Raw genomic sequence first — 12,819 nt, 5'->3', positions numbered from 1 at the left:
GCCCCGCGGACAGGCGGCCCCCGGAGCCGAAGCCTCGGGAGCCCTCAGGCGCGACCGGATCAGAGCCGGACCACGACCTTCCCCCTGGTGTGTCCGCGTTCGACGTACGCGTGCGCCTCCGCGAGCTGCTCGAACGGGTAGCAGCGCTCCACCCGTGGCGTGTAGCGGCCCTCCTCGCCCAGCCGGGCCGCTTCGGCGAGGAAGCCGGGATCGTTCTCCGCGTTGGCCACCACCACCCCCAGCGCGGGCGCGTGGGCGTGGTCGGCGACCGTCGTCACCCGGTCCGCGCCGCCCACCAGCGCGACCAGGTCCGCCAGGGACCCCGAGGCCGCGGTGTCCAGCGCGACATCGACACCGTCCGGGGCCAGGGCGGCGACCCGCTCACCGAGACCGGGACCGTAGCGGGTGGGCACGGCCCCGAGCGAGGTGAGGAACGCGTGGTTGCGCTCGCTGGCCGTCCCGATCACCCGCGCCCCCCGGGCCACCGCGATCTCGACCGCCGCGCTGCCCACACCCCCGGCGGCCCCCTCGACGAGCAGCGTGCGCCCGCGCAGCGAACCGAACGGCCGCAGCCCGCCCATCGCCGTCACGGACGCCAGACCGGCGCCCGCCGCCTCCTCGTCGCTCCACGCACGGGGGGCGTGCGCCCACGCCGAGAGCACCGCCAGCTCCGCCGTCGCGCCGGTGACCCCGCCCAGCCCGAAGACCCGGTCGCCGACGTCCACCCCCCGCACGCCCTCGCCGAGCGCGTCGACGACGCCGACGGCGTCCCGTCCGGGGATCGCCGGCAGATCGACGTGGATCACGGCGCGCGCCGCGCCCGAACGCACCTTCCAGTCCACCGGGTTGACACCGGCCGCCCGCACCCGCACCCGCACCTCCCCGGGCCCGGGACGAGGCTCCGGCACCTCCTCGACCACGAGGGTCTCCACACCGCCGTACTCGTGATAGCGGACTGCGCGCATGACGTTCTGCCTTCCCGTGAGGTGGCGCGACGCTCGACGAGCGCCGCGCCCTCACGCTAAAAGCTGACACCGGTGTCAGCGGCAAGTCGCCGCGCCCGCGCGTCCGCGCCCCGTGGCGGGCGGCCCGAGGTCAGCTGTCGGCGGACTCCGCCGGGGGGACGGGCGGGGCGCCCCGCTGGATGCGCGCGACCTCCACCCGGGCGCGGGCGGCTATCTCCGCACGCCGGGTCTCGCCGCGCTGCGTCAGGTAGGCGGTCGCCACGCTCCTGATGGTGGCCGCGACGCCCAGGACGCTGATGGTGACGATGGCGAGATCGCTGAGGGCCGGGACGAGCGAGCCGGCGAGCGCCTCCCGCTCGCGCGGGCCGGCCGGGGTGGCGGAATTCTTCTCAGTGGTCATGCCCCCATGATCGCCCAAAGGAATCCGCCGCGCCGCCCGCCCACCCCGCCAACGGCCGCCCGCCCAAAGCGCGTTGGCATCCGCCGGGGGGCGGCGCGGCGCGGAACGCTCAGTCCCAGACCCGCCGTTCCCCGCCGCGCGGGTCGTCGACCAGCGTCCACTCGGCGTCGATCCGCATCGTGGCCCTGCGGTCCGCGCTGTACCCGGCCCACCCCGGGTCGCCCGTCCTGGCGAACCGCACCCACGCCGCGTGGACGCGGGCGGCGAGCCCGGCGGGAACCTCGCCGGGGCCGAGCAGCGCGTCGCGGCCACGCAGTTCCGGCCGGCCCGCCACGTCGAAGACGAACGGCACCTCGACGGCGTGGCAGGCGCCCAGCCGCCCGCCCAGCGCGGGGGAGCGCCAGGCGAACTCGTAGGCGTGGGTGGCGGAGTGCGGATGGGCGCCGTGGGCGTCGGCCAGCGCGCGGCTGCCCACCCCGAACAGGGCGTCCGTCAGGAGCGCGGAGCGCAGCTCCCCGAAGGACGCCCCGGGGCGGCTCGCGCGGTACGCCGCGACGAGTCGTCCCGGGTCGTGATGCGCACGCGCGGCGGCCTCCTCGACGTCGGCGGCGGTCGAGCCGTCGTACGCACCCACCGGAACCAGATACAGGTTGCCCTCCTCGGCGTTGGTACCGACCAGCAGGTCGACCCCGGCGGCCAGGCCGCCGGCGACGGACACGGCGGGCTGGGTGTCGAGCACCAGACCGAACGGGCTGAGCCCCATCAGCGGATCGCCGTGGGTACCGGTCCGCAGGTCGATGCCCGCGAGCCCGCCGGCGGCCTCCACCAGCCGCTCGTCGGGGACCTGGGCGAAGGCCGCCGCACGGGGCTCGATCCCCAACGCCCCGGCCGCGGCCCGCGTGACGCGCGCGCCCTGCTCGGGCGTGAACGCGCCCAGACCGCTGCCGCTCTGCACGATCGCCCGCCGGAACAGACCGACCGCCGCCGGGGCGGCGAGAACACCGCCGACCAGGGTCGCGCCGGCCGACTGCCCGAACAGCGTCACATTGCCCGGGTCACCGCCGAACGCGGACACGTTCTCCCGCACCCACCGCAACGCGGCGACGACATCGAGCAGCCCGCGGTTCGCGGGCGCCCCGGGCACGTCAAGGAAACCGGCGATCCCCAACCGGTAGTTGACCGTGACCAGGACCACGCCGTCACGGGCGAACGCCGCACCGTCGTACAGCGCGGACCGATTCGACCCGGCGACGAACCCCCCGCCGTGGACGAACACCATGACCGGCAGCCCCGCGCCGCCGGCCGCCGGCGCGTACACACTGACGGTCAGATAGTCCTCGCCCCGGCTCCACCCCGCACCGAAGTACGGGGTCATGTCCAGGCCGCCGAGCCGGCGCGCCGACTGCGGCGCGGTCGGCCCCGGCACGGTGGCGTCCCGCACCCCGGCCCACGGCTCGTGCGGCCTCGGCGGCGCGAACCGGCCGGCACCCCGGGGCGCCGCCGCGTACGGCACGTTCAGGAAGACACGGGCGTCGCCCCTGCGCAGCCCGCGCACCGCCCCCCGCGCGGTGGCCACCACGGGACGGGAACGGTCAGACATCCGCCGACTCCTTCTGCCCCCGCGCCCGCTCGCCGTACGGGGCGAACGGCGCCCACCCCCGGACGGCGAACCCATTCCGCGCCCGCCCCACCTCCAGGGCACCGTGGCCACCGAGATGCGCCGGGAAGACCAGGGCGCCGCTGTCGGCCGCCGCGCCCAGCAGCTCGCGGCGGGTCGCGCGCGCCATGGCCGGGTCCTCGCAGAAGCAGCTGTTGGCGTCCGGCTCGACGACCTGGATCGGGCTGTGCAGCAGATCCCCGACGAACAGGGCCCGGTCGGAGCCGGAGGCCAACCGCACCACCGAGGACCCCGGGGTGTGCCCGGGGGCGAGCTCCAGCCGCAGATTGCCGTCGATGCGGTGGCTGCCCTCCCACAGATGGGTCAGCCCCGCCTCGTGCACCGGGGCGACGCTGTCCTCGAAGACGTTCTGGTTGCCCCGGCCGAGCCGGGTCGCCACCTCGTTGGCCGGATTCCAGTAGTCGAAGTCCGCCCTCGCCATGAGATACGTCGCCCGGGGGAACGTCGGCACCCACGTCCGGCCCGCGAGACGGGTGTTCCAACCGACGTGGTCCACGTGCAGATGCGTGTTGACCACGATGTCGACATCCTCGGGACGGACCCCGGCGCGGGCGAGAGCACCCAGGAAGTCCGTCTCCAGACGGCTCCACACCGGCGCGTACGGCCGGTCCTTGTGGTTCCCGACACCGGTGTCGACCAGAACGGTCTTGCCCTCGCTGCGCAACACCCAGGTCTGCACCGCCGAGTTGACCGCCCGCCCCCCGGCGTCCAGGAAGTCCGGCACCAGCCACGAACGGTGCGCCTCCCACGCCTCCGCCGAACTGTCCGGAACGAACTCCCGCGGCGCGAGACCGACCGGACCGAAGTACTCCCAGACCCGGGTCACGGTCACCTCGCCCAACGTGATGGTGTCCGACATCCCTCTCCCACTCCTCCCGCAGACAGGCGCCGCGCGCCGGGCCGCCGCAACACACCGACGGCGCTCGGACGGCGCGCGCGACGGCCCCGGGGGCGGGCACTCGACCGCCACCCCGAACCGCTCCGCCATCCTGCGCCGCACGCCCCGGACGGCGGTATCCGTCACCCGACCGCACCCGCGCCACCGCACCCGGCGGCGGGAACACCGCGCCCCCGCACACGCGTTGCCGAACCCCCGACACCCCGCGAACCCCCACCCCGGAGCCCTCCATGGACAAGACGGCGACCGCCCGCACCCCGACCGCGGACCCCGGCCCGACCCTCGTGGGACGGGAGACCGAGACCGCCCACCTCGCGCGACACCTCACCGCCCACCCACCCCACGACCCCGTACTGGTCGTCGAGGGCGCCCCCGGCACCGGCAAGAGCGCCCTGCTCGACCTCGCCACCAGCCGCGCCCGCCACGCCGGCCACCACGTCCTGCGCGCCACCGGCAGCGAAGCCGAGACCCCTCTCGCCTACGCCGGCCTGCACCAGCTGCTCCGCCCCGTACTGGCCCGCACCGACGGCCTGCCGGCACGCCAACGCGCCGCCCTCCACGCCGCCCTCGGCCTCACCGAACCCCCCGCACCCCCCGACCCCGCGCACGTCTCCCTCGCACTGCTGACCCTGCTGTCGGACCTCGCCCGACCGGCACCCCTCCTCCTGGTCGTCGACGACGCCCCCCGGGTCGACCCCGCGTCACTGCACGCCCTCTCCTTCACCACCCGGCGCGTCGACGGCGAACCCGTGACCCTCCTGCTCGGCAGCCGCACCGCCGCAGAACTCCCCGCGTTCGACACCGCCCGCCAGCGCCTGCACCTCGGCCCCCTCAGCGACACCGCCGCCCTCCAACTGCTCGACGCGCAACCCCGACCGCCCACCGGCCGCACCCGCGCCCGCGTCCTGCGCGAAGCGGCCGGCAACCCCCTGGCCCTCATCGAACTCACCCGCGCCGCCACCACCCGACAACCACCGCGGCACACCCCGCACGGACCGCTGCCCCCCACCGAACGACTCGAAGCGCTCTACGCCCGGGACGCACGGCACCTCCCACCCCCCACCCGCCACGCCCTGCTGATGCTCGCCGCCGCCGACACCCCCGACACCCCCGCGGCCACCCGCGGCCTCCCCGAGCCCGCCGACCCCCGGTGGACACCCGCCGAACACGCCGGCCTCATCCGGCACCACGGCGCCACCACCACCTACCGCCACCCCCTCGCCCGCTCCGCCGTCTACCACGCCGCACCCCCCGCCGAACGCGCCCGCGCCCACCGCGCGCTCGCCGACCTCCTGCACGACCAACCCGACCGCCACGCCTGGCACCTCGCCGCCGCCACCACCCGACCCGACACACACGTCGCGGCGGCCCTGGAGCGAACAGCCGACCGAGCCCGCCGCCGAGGCGGCCACGAGGCCGCCGCCACCGCCCTGCAGCGCGCCGCGGAACTCAGCCCCCACCGCGCCGACCAGGCGCGACTCCTGGCGGACGCCGCGCACCTTGCCGCCCTCACCGGCCAACTCGCCTGGGTCGAGCACCTCGTCGACGAGGTCAGGACACGCACCGACGATCCGGCGCTCCTCAGCCGAGCGACCCTGGCGGCAGGACGACTCATGACGGCGGGCCCCCACCACACGGCCGCCTTCACCGCGCTGGCCCGCGTCGCCGACGACGCCGCGCGCACCGGCTCCCCCCACCTGCTGGACGCCCTCGCCGCCGCCGCGGTCGTCCGCTACTACTCAGGCGAGGAAAGCCAACGGCAGCGCATCGAGGCCCTGCTCCCCACCCCGCCGCACCCCTCCGCGGCCGACGCGCGACACGCCTGGACACGGGCCGTCTCCGACCCCGCCCACGCGGCGCCACTCGCCCCGGCGCTGCCCCACCTCATCGCCCGAGCCGAGGACGACGCCACCTCCCTGACCGCACTCGCCGTCGTCGCCTGGCTCCTCGACGAAACCCCCCTCGCCGCCCGCGCGTTCGACGCCGCACACGAACGCTGGCAGGCCCACGGCCCGCTGCCGGCCGGCCTCGGCTGCGCCGCCGGCTGGACCTACCTCGAACAGGGCCGCTGGAACGAAGCCCGCCTGGTGGCCGCCGACATCACCGCCACGGCCTCCCAGAACGGCCTCGCCCACGCCGAGGCCTGCGCACGCACCCTGGACGCCACCGCCGCGGCCCTCCTCGGACAACCCGCCGACGCCCGCGCCCACGCCGAACACGCGCTGACCCTCGTCAACCCGCTGGAAAGCCGCTCCGTCACCGTCCTCGCCCGCCGCGCCCTGGGCCTGGCGGCGGTAGCCGAAGGAGACCACGAGACCGCCTACACCCACTTCCGCTCCGCCTTCACCCCGCACGGCGACCCGCTCCACTACCACCTCTCCCACACCCTCCTGGCCGAACTCACCGCCGCCGCCGTACGCCAGGGCCACCACGCGACCGCGGCCCACGTCCTCGAACGGTCAGCACGCCACCTCGGCACCGGCATGACCGCACGCGTGCGCCACCTCGTGCATCGCGGACGCGCACTCCTCGCCGCACCCGACGACGCCGAGGCGCACTTCCAGGCCGCGCTGGCCGACGAGACGGGCGAACAGTGGCCCTTCGAACGGGCACAGCTGCGACTGGACTACGGGGAATGGCTGCGCCGGCAGCGCCGCATCGCCGAAGCCCGCCTCCCACTGACCGAGGCGCTCCACACGTTCCGACGACTCGGCGCCCTCCCGTGGACCGCCCGCGCGCACACCGAACTGCGCGCCGCCGGCATCGAGCCGCGCCCCGCCGCGCCCGGCGTGCTCACCGGCCTCACGCCGCAGCAGCAGCACATCGTCCGACTCGCCGCCCGCGGCCTGACGAACCGCGAGATCGGCGAAAGGATGTTCCTGTCCCCCCGGACGGTCGGCTCCCACCTCTACCGGGTGTTCCCCAAGCTCGGCGTCACCACCCGCACACAGCTGCGCGACCTCGTCGAGACCGCCCCCATCGCCCACCGGGCCACCGGCGCACCCGCCGCGCGACCGCGTGGCGACGGAGGACCGCGCACCTGACGACCCGTCGGCCCGCGGGGTGCTCAGGGAACGCCGTCAGTCGAGGTCGGACATGTCGAGCACGAAGCGGTAGCGCACATCGTTGCGCTCCAGCCGCTCCAGCGCCTGGTTCACCTGGGACGACGGCAGCAGCTCGATGTCGGCGGTGATGCCGTGCGCGGCACAGAAACGCAGCATGTCGGCGGTGGACGGACGCCCGCCGCTGCCGGCCGAGCTGAGCTTCTTGCGGCCCGCGAGCAGGTCCATGGTCTCCACGGTGACAGGACCGAGGTGCCCGAGGTGGCTGAGGGTGCCGTCCATCGCGACCACGCGCAGATAGGGAGCCAGGTCGTGGGGGGCGGAGATGGTGTCGATCACCACGTCGAACCGGTCCCGCACCGCCTCCATCCGCGCGGCGTCGGTGGTCACGACGAACTCCCGCGCCCCCAGGCCGCGCGCTTCGCCGACCTTGTCCGGAGTCCGGCTGAGGACGGAGGTCGTGGCGCCCAGCGCGGACGCCATCTTGACCGCGAGGTGTCCCAGACCGCCCAGCCCGGCGACGGCGACGGCACTGCCCGGGCCCACCCCCAGCGCCCGCAGCGGCTCCCAGACGGTGACGCCGGCGCAGAGCAGGGGAGCGGCGCCGGCCGCGTCGAGGCCCTCGGGGAGGGGATAGGCGAACGCCGCGCGAACGACGTACTCGCGGGAGTACCCGCCCAGCGTGGTCCTGCCGTCCTGCCGGTCGGTCCCGCCGTAGGTCAGCGTCGGGAACGCGCGGCAGAAGTTCTCCTGGCCGACCTGGCACATGCGGCACTCGCCGCACGAGTCGACGATGTTGCCGACGGCCACCGGGTCGCCGGGGGAGAAGCCGGAGACCGCGTCGCCGACCTCGACCACCACGCCGGTGAACTCGTGCCCCGGCACCAGCGCGCCGTCCGCGCCGCCCCCGTGCGCCCGCAGCGCGTGGAGGTCCGTGTGGCAGACGCCGCAGTACTCGACGCGCACCGCTATGTCGTCCGCGCGCAGGTCCCGGCGCTCCAACACCGTGCGGCGCAGGGTCCGCGTCGCGCTGTCCGCCTGCCAGCCGATCGTGGAACGCATCGCTCTCTCCTTAGACAGACTGTTCGGTCTTTTTTCACCGTAGGGCACCGGCGACCCGAACGACAAACAGACCCGTCGGTCCGTTACCCTGCGGAGAATGCCCGACCAGCCATCCAGCAGCCGCGGCGCCGCGACATACCAGCGCATCATCGACGCCGCCACCGAGGAATTCGCCCAGTACGGCATCGCCGGCGCGCGCATCGAGCGCATCACCACCGCCGCCCGCACCAACAAGGCCCAGCTCTACGGCTACTTCGGCAACAAGGAACAGCTCTTCGACGCGATCTTCCTCGCCTCACTGGAGCGGATCACCAACGTCGTCCCCATCGACGCCGGAGACCTCGCCGACTGGGCGGTACGCCTCTACGACGAGTACCTCAACCGCCCCGACCTGATCCGGCTCGCGACCTGGGCACGCCTGGAGCGGCGCCCCAGCGGGCACCTCGTGGCGGACCACGACCGCTACGACGACCGCAAACTCCGCGCCGTCGCGGAGGCCCAGGCAGCCGGCCGCGTCCGGCAGGGAGACCCCTTCGACATCATGGCCATGGTCATCGCCATGTCCATGGCCTGGTCACCCGTCAGCAACGTCTACGCCGCCTCAGCCGAGGAACCCGCGAGCACCCACCAGCAGCGCCGCACCCTGCTCCGCGACAGCGTCCACCGCGCCGTCGCCCCCGACACCGCCCCCTGAACCCCCGACGTCCGACGCCCAGTTGACCGGACCGGCGGATTCGGCGGGGGCTGCGCCGTCCAGCGCCACGCCGTGGCGCGCCGTCCACCCACCGGCCCCGCGGACGGCTTACCCGGCGCCGGCGGTTCTCGCCGCCCGCGCGGGGCCGCCCGCCGGTCCGGGAGGGAACGGCGGGCGGCCGGGCCGGGGTGGGTCAGGGAGCGAGTACGACCGTCTTGCCGGGCAGCCGTCCGGCGCCGGCGTCCTCGTGCACGGTGGCCAGGTCGGCTGCCGGGCGGTGGGCGGCGACGTGGAGCCGGAGCGTGCCGGCGTCCACCTTGGCGACCAGGTTGGCCAGTTGGGATCCGTCGCCGCGGACCCACAGGTTCGCGGCGCGCACCTTCCGGGCGGGATCCTCGGGTATAGGGCCGGCCGTGCTGGCGGCGACCCCGCCGTCAGCGACGTAGTGCGTCAGCCGCGCGAGTTCCTCCGGGGAGACGCGCACATGGTTGACCACGGCCTGGAACGGGCCGCCCACGGCGGCCGGGCCCGCGGCGAGGTCGAGGGGGCCGACGACCCGGTCCGCGCCGTAGTCCCGGAGGCGGTCGGCGTGGCGCGGCGCGTCCACCGCGGTGACGTGCGCTCCCGCGTCGGCGGCGAGCTGCACCACGAGGCTGCCCACGGCGCCCGCCGCCCCGTTGACCAGGACCGTCTGACCGGGCTTCAGCTCGGCGAGTTCGAAGGCCGTCTGCCAGGCCGCCAGGCCGGTCAGCGGCAGCGCCGCCGCGTCGACCAGCTCGATCGTCCGAGGTGCCGGGACCACGCTCTCCGCCGGGGCGAGCGCGTACTCGGCCGCCCCGCCGGCGGAGTCCAGGGGCAGCATGGCCACGACTCGGTCGCCGACGTCCAGGCCCGTCACGCCCGCGCCGAGTTCGGCGACGGTGCCCGCCAGATCGATCCCCGGCACGTACGGGAGAGCGATCGGGAGCATCTCGGCCAGGGCGCCGGCGCGGATGTGGTCGTCGACCGGGTTGAACGACGTGGCCGCCACCCGCACCAGCACCTGCCCGGCGCCGGGGACCGGGCGGTCCACGTCCTCGTAGCGCAGAACCTCGCTGCCGCCGAACTCGTGGAAACGGACTGCCTTCATGACTCTTTCCTCCAGGGTGTGTGGATGTCGTCGCCCGAGGGGCGGGCGATCAGGTGTGGGGGCGACCGGGCGTGCGGGCGAAGCACGCCGGGGCACTCAGTTCAGCCGCACCGACCGGGTGGAGTTGCCCATCACCATGCGGTCGATGGCGCTCACGGCGCTGCCGGGGTCGTCGGCGGCGCCGACGGCGGACAGCAGCGGGACGAAGTGGTCGGCTGTCGGATGGGCGACCGAGGCGCCGGGCGCCTTGTCGCGGTAGTCGGCGAGGGCATCGGCGTCGCCCCGGGCGAGGGCGTCGACGGCCCACTCGTCGAAGGCCGCGGTGGCGGCGGCGAGCTCCGGGTGGCGGAAGACGGCGAAACTGTGCGTCATGAAGCCCGAGCCGAGAACGAGGACGCCTTCCTCGCGCAGGGGCCGCAGACGGGCTCCGAGCTCCAGCAGGGCGTCGGGGGCCAGGCTGGGCATCGACAACTGGGTGACCGGGACGTCGGCGGCGGGGTACATGGCCATGAGCGGGATGAAGGCGCCGTGGTCGAGGCCGCGGTCGGCGAACTGGTGCACCGGCGTCGGGGCCAGCAGGCCCCTGAGTCGCCGAGCCAGGTCGGTGGCGTCCGGGGTCGCGTAGGGAAGGGTCTTGTAGCGGGGGTGGAAGCCGCTGAAGTCGTAGAACAGCGGGGTGCCGGCCGCGGCTCCGGACACCGCGACCGGTGCCCGTTCCCAGTGGGCGGAGACGACGACGATGGCCCGGGGTTTGGGCATCGACCGGGCCCAGGCGAAGAGGTCGCCGAGCCACCGCGGATCGTCGAGGGTGAACGGGGCGCCGTGGCTGACGAAGAGGCTGGGCAGGGGCCCGTCGGAAGGGTTCCACACCCGCTGCTCGCGCGCCTGCGGCAGGACCCGGACAAGGAAGTCGTCGTATGCCGCCGCTGGTGCGCGCGACGGAGACATCGAGGTCAAGCTGCTCTTGGTGGTCATCCGAAACCCGCTCCTTCACTTGCCTCGGCAAGCGGTTTTACTTGCCAAGGCAAGTCAAAAGATAGCCGCCAAGAGTTTCCTGAGCAAGTGATGCGAGGTGCGGGGGCACGTAGGATGGGCCCATGGACAACCCACCCTGGCTCGACGACGATCAACAGGCCCTGTGGCAGGCCCTGCTCACGGTCGTCATCGCCCTCCCGGCGGCCCTCGACCGTCAGCTCCAGCGAGAGGCCGGTATCTCCAACTTCGAATACGGGGTCCTGGCCCGGCTGTCCATGGCCGACGACGCGACGATCCGGCTCAGCGACCTGGCCCGAGCCTGCGACAGCACCCAGCCCCGACTGTCGAAAGTGATGGACCGCTTCGAAGCCCGCGGCTGGGTCGCCCGCCGACCCGACCCGACCGACGGCCGCTACACCCTCGCCACCCTCGCCGACGCCGGCCGCCAAAAGCTCGCCGAAAGCGCACCGGCACACGTCGCACAGGTACAGCGGCTCGTGTTCGACCCGCTCACCGCCGCCCAGCGCCGCCACCTGGGCACCGCCCTCGACCGCATCGCCGCCACGGTGCGGCGGGAGCACGAAGGAGGCTGACAGGCCGCGCCCGAGGCCCGGGGAAAGGCGGGCACCCAACGCCCGTTCACCCGGCGGGTGCTCCAGCCGAGGTGGTCGGCGTCCAGAGGGGAGAGGCCGACCAGGTCCACGGAGTCCGGGGGAAGCCAGCGGCGGTCAAGCGCCGCCGCAAAAGGCAAGCCGACCCGCACAGGTGAGGCCACCCACTCCGCGACCCCGCCCGGCGCTCGCCGCCCGCGTCCGCGCGGTCAGTGGAAGTGCACGTCGTAGCGGTCCTGTTCGGGAAGCAGCTCGCCGAAATCCGCCTCACCCCGCTGGACGCGGCCCAGAGCCCGGAAGTACTCGAAGCGGTCGACCCCCGGGGTCAGCACCGCGAACAGGTCGGCCCTCGACCCCGGAGCCGCGCCGAAGGAATGCGTGAGGCCGGGCGGCACACAGACCACACCGCCCGCGGCCACGGCCTCCACGCGCCCGCCCAGGGTGAACTCCATGACCCCGCCGATCACATAGAACAGCTCGGTCGACAGCGCGTGGTGGTGCGGGCGGGCACCGCTCGCACCCACGCCGAGCGTCAGGCGGTTGGCGCCCAGGGCCCCACCGACACCTCCCGCGTCGGCCAGCAGGTGGAACGCGCCGCCATGCGGGAGCGGCACCCGCTCGGCCTCGTCCGCGCGGACGACCAGCGCCCTGTCCTTCTCCGTCATGATGTCGCTCCCAGCGTCGTGCGAGGCGGCTGAACAGCCGCGGTCCATGACAGCGCGGGAAGATGCCGCGCACCACCGGCAGTTGTCGCCCACAGAAATCACGGTTCGTGATGAGTCGGCGGACGACGCGAGAGGCGAGAGGTACGGCGACATGGAGTTGCGGCAGTGGAGATACTTCGTCGCGGTGGCGGAAGAAGGCGGCTTCGGACGCGCCGCGGAACGGTTGAGCATCGTCCAGTCGGCGGTGAGCCAGCAGATCCGCCGCCTCGAACGCTCGCTGGGCGTCGTGCTCTTCGACCGCACCACCCGCCGGGTGCGGCTCTCCGGCGCGGGCGAGCGGCTGCTCCCCGAGGCCTAATACTGCAACCGCATCTGGGGGTTGTGGCCTCGGCGTTTGTAGTGGGAGCGGCGGGCTCGGGCCTGGCTGCGTCTGCGGAAACGTGACCAGCGCAGGTGGTGGTCGTTGGTGGGGTGGCGGGGTGTGATGGCGATGCGCCCGATCAACCGGCGGATCTCCGGGACGCTCAGGGGTATGAGGTCGTGCTCGCCCTCCGCGTCGCCCCTTTTGCGGCTTCTGCGGCACGGACTGCCGTCAGGTAGGCGAGTGCGGCCATCGACAGGGTGATGTGCCGGTACCAGGCCCGGTAGAGCCGGACCTGGTAGTGGTCCAGGCCGCACTC

General features: G+C 74.4%; 11 protein-coding genes and 2 pseudogenes. 4 read left to right on the top strand and 9 right to left on the bottom strand.

Annotation, left to right across the window (positions count from 1 at the left end; genetic code table 11):
• Positions 1–59: 59 nt before the first annotated feature.
• The 4 genes from FH715_RS26565 to FH715_RS26550 all read right to left on the bottom strand — a co-directional run bounded on the left by FH715_RS26565 (position 60) and on the right by FH715_RS26550 (position 3,902).
• Positions 60–965 carry an NADP-dependent oxidoreductase gene (locus FH715_RS26565; protein ID WP_139649794.1) on the bottom strand — a complete coding sequence of 302 codons (906 nt, stop codon included), beginning with the start codon at positions 963–965 and terminating at the stop codon, positions 60–62.
• A gap of 130 nt (positions 966–1,095) precedes the next feature.
• A complete protein-coding gene (locus tag FH715_RS26560) occupies positions 1,096–1,365 on the bottom strand; it encodes a hypothetical protein (protein ID WP_139649793.1) in 270 nt (89 codons plus the stop codon).
• A 109-nt stretch (positions 1,366–1,474) separates the two neighbouring features.
• The gene (locus FH715_RS26555; protein ID WP_139649791.1) at positions 1,475–2,965 is read right to left on the bottom strand and encodes a carboxylesterase/lipase family protein; all 1,491 of its coding nucleotides are present in this window, start codon (positions 2,963–2,965) and stop codon (positions 1,475–1,477) included.
• Positions 2,958–3,902 carry an MBL fold metallo-hydrolase gene (locus FH715_RS26550; RefSeq protein WP_139649789.1) on the bottom strand — a complete coding sequence of 315 codons (945 nt, stop codon included), beginning with the start codon at positions 3,900–3,902 and terminating at the stop codon, positions 2,958–2,960. Before FH715_RS26550 ends, FH715_RS26555 begins: the two co-directional genes overlap by 8 nt.
• A 269-nt stretch (positions 3,903–4,171) precedes the next feature.
• On the opposite strand from FH715_RS26550, the gene FH715_RS26545 reads away from it, so the two are divergent.
• A complete protein-coding gene (locus tag FH715_RS26545) occupies positions 4,172–6,985 on the top strand; it encodes a helix-turn-helix transcriptional regulator (protein WP_139649787.1) in 2,814 nt (937 codons plus the stop codon).
• 36 nt (positions 6,986–7,021) lie between these two features.
• Here FH715_RS26545 and FH715_RS26540 read toward each other — a convergent pair whose 3' ends face one another.
• Positions 7,022–8,065 carry an NAD(P)-dependent alcohol dehydrogenase gene (locus tag FH715_RS26540; protein WP_139649785.1) on the bottom strand — a complete coding sequence of 348 codons (1,044 nt, stop codon included), beginning with the start codon at positions 8,063–8,065 and terminating at the stop codon, positions 7,022–7,024.
• A 97-nt stretch (positions 8,066–8,162) separates the two neighbouring features.
• On the opposite strand from FH715_RS26540, the gene FH715_RS26535 reads away from it, so the two are divergent.
• Entirely contained in the window at positions 8,163–8,759 is a 597-nt protein-coding gene (locus tag FH715_RS26535) for a TetR/AcrR family transcriptional regulator (RefSeq protein WP_139649783.1), read from the top strand.
• A gap of 193 nt (positions 8,760–8,952) precedes the next feature.
• Here the strand turns inward: FH715_RS26535 and FH715_RS26530 are convergent, their stop codons facing one another.
• Both FH715_RS26530 and FH715_RS26525 read right to left on the bottom strand, forming a co-directional pair.
• Positions 8,953–9,888 (bottom strand): NADP-dependent oxidoreductase, encoded by a 936-nt coding sequence (locus FH715_RS26530; protein WP_139649781.1) that lies wholly within the window; start codon positions 9,886–9,888, stop codon positions 8,953–8,955.
• Positions 9,889–9,984: 96 nt separating this feature from the next.
• Positions 9,985–10,863: a DODA-type extradiol aromatic ring-opening family dioxygenase gene (locus FH715_RS26525; protein WP_139649780.1), complete on the bottom strand. Its 879-nt coding sequence runs from the start codon at positions 10,861–10,863 to the stop codon at positions 9,985–9,987.
• 122 nt (positions 10,864–10,985) lie between these two features.
• Between FH715_RS26525 and FH715_RS26520 the strand changes: the two genes are divergently transcribed.
• On the top strand, positions 10,986–11,456 hold the full coding sequence (locus FH715_RS26520) for a MarR family winged helix-turn-helix transcriptional regulator (protein WP_139649778.1): 471 nt from the start codon (positions 10,986–10,988) through the stop codon (positions 11,454–11,456).
• 227 nt (positions 11,457–11,683) lie between these two features.
• Here FH715_RS26520 and FH715_RS26510 read toward each other — a convergent pair whose 3' ends face one another.
• Complete coding sequence (locus FH715_RS26510) at positions 11,684–12,139, bottom strand: cupin domain-containing protein (RefSeq protein WP_139649775.1); 456 nt, start codon at positions 12,137–12,139, stop codon at positions 11,684–11,686.
• Positions 12,140–12,290: 151 nt separating this feature from the next.
• On the opposite strand from FH715_RS26510, the pseudogene FH715_RS26505 reads away from it, so the two are divergent.
• Positions 12,291–12,494, top strand: a pseudogene (locus tag FH715_RS26505) (LysR family transcriptional regulator); the annotation flags it as partial.
• Positions 12,495–12,663: 169 nt separating this feature from the next.
• On the opposite strand, the pseudogene FH715_RS29615 reads toward FH715_RS26505, so the two are convergent.
• Positions 12,664–12,819 (bottom strand): annotated as a pseudogene (locus tag FH715_RS29615) (IS701 family transposase); the annotation flags it as partial.

The organism is Streptomyces sedi, assembly GCF_006335015.1.
GTDB lineage: Bacteria > Actinomycetota > Actinomycetes > Streptomycetales > Streptomycetaceae > Streptomyces > Streptomyces sedi.
The sequence above is the reverse complement of the archived record's forward strand: the minus strand, read 5'-3'. Positions and strand labels throughout refer to the sequence as shown.